The organism is Psychrobacter sp. Arc9 (genome assembly GCF_041431295.1).
GTDB lineage: Bacteria > Pseudomonadota > Gammaproteobacteria > Pseudomonadales > Moraxellaceae > Psychrobacter.
In genome coordinates, this window is sequence record NZ_JASMRK010000058.1 from 1 (window position 1) to 1,269 (window position 1,269).

The following is a 1,269-nucleotide window of genomic DNA, read 5'->3' on the forward strand; positions in this document are numbered from 1 at the left end:
GCTGAAGAAACCGTACAACTAAACTTGGTAAACTAAGCACAATTATAGGAGTTTACCATGACCAAGAAATTAAGAACTTACAGTAACGAATTTAAAGCTGAAGCCGTCAAGAAGATAGCGGATAACAATGGCAATATTTCAGCGACCGCAAAGCAACTTGGCATCGCCATGCAAACGCTATCCAACTGGCAGAACAAAGCTAATCAAGGCAAGCTTGTAGGAACAAAGCAGTATGACCCTGAACTTATGAGTGCGCTTGAAGAGGTAAGACGCCTAAAGCGACAGCTTAAAGTTGCCGAAGAGGAGCGCGAGATCTTAAAAAAGGCGACGGCGTACTTCGCGAAGCACAGTTAGTAAAGTACGCCTTTATCAAAGACAATCAGCAGATATTTAGCATCACTACTATGTGCCATGTATTGAAGACTAAGCCGTCAAGCTACTACGACTGGCTGAGTCGTGATATCAGCTGTCAGCAGGTACACCGTAATCAGTGCGAGCTACTAGTTAAAGTCGCTCATAGTGAAACTTATGAGCGCTATGGTGTTGAGCGTCTGCATGCAACGCTCACCGAGCAAGGGTATGATATTAGTCTATACATGGTCAGAAGCATCAAAGAGGAACATGGCATCAAATGCCGTCGTCACAAGCGCTTTAAAGTCACCACTGACTCAAATCACAAAAAACTGGTCTATGACAACGTATTAAATCAGCATTTTGATATGCAAAGACCGAATCAAGCGTGGGTCAGCGACATTACCTATATCTGGACAAATGAGGGCTGGCTGTATTTAGCGGGAGTCAAAGACTTATACACCAAAGAGCTGGTCGGCTATGCTATCAATAAGCGAATGACCGCAGATCTAGTATGCAAAGCATTGAACATGGCCATCAGGAATAAACGTCCAAGCAAAGGGCTAATCGTTCACTCTGACAGAGGTAGCCAATATTGCAGCCATACCTACCACAAGATCATTAAGCAACATCAATTTACAGGCTCAATGAGTGGCAAAGGCAATTGTTTCGACAACGCGCCCATAGAAAGCTTCTGGGGTGTCTTGAAGAATGAGCTTGTGTATCACCAAGACTATAAAACAAGGTTTGCAGCCATCAACGATATCATTGGCTATATTGAGCTGTATTACAACCAAACTAGAATTCAAAAGGGCTTGGGCTATAAATCGCCAAGACAGGTGTGGTTTGACTCTTATCGTCAGGCTGCGTAATCAAAATCTCCCAAGTTTAAGTCTACGGGATTGACGGCAGGGGTCA

The 1,269-nt window shown here is 43.8% G+C and carries 1 protein-coding gene; it reads left to right on the forward strand.

Going from position 1 to position 1,269, the window contains the following annotated elements:
• Positions 1-57: 57 nt before the first annotated feature.
• Positions 58-1,223 (forward strand): IS3 family transposase gene (locus QO187_RS13775; RefSeq protein ID WP_102092628.1). Its coding sequence is split into 2 segments (ribosomal slippage): positions 58-313 and positions 313-1,223, totalling 1,167 coding nucleotides; the frame shifts between segments, so codons are not numbered across the junction.
• Positions 1,224-1,269 lie beyond the last annotated feature (46 nt).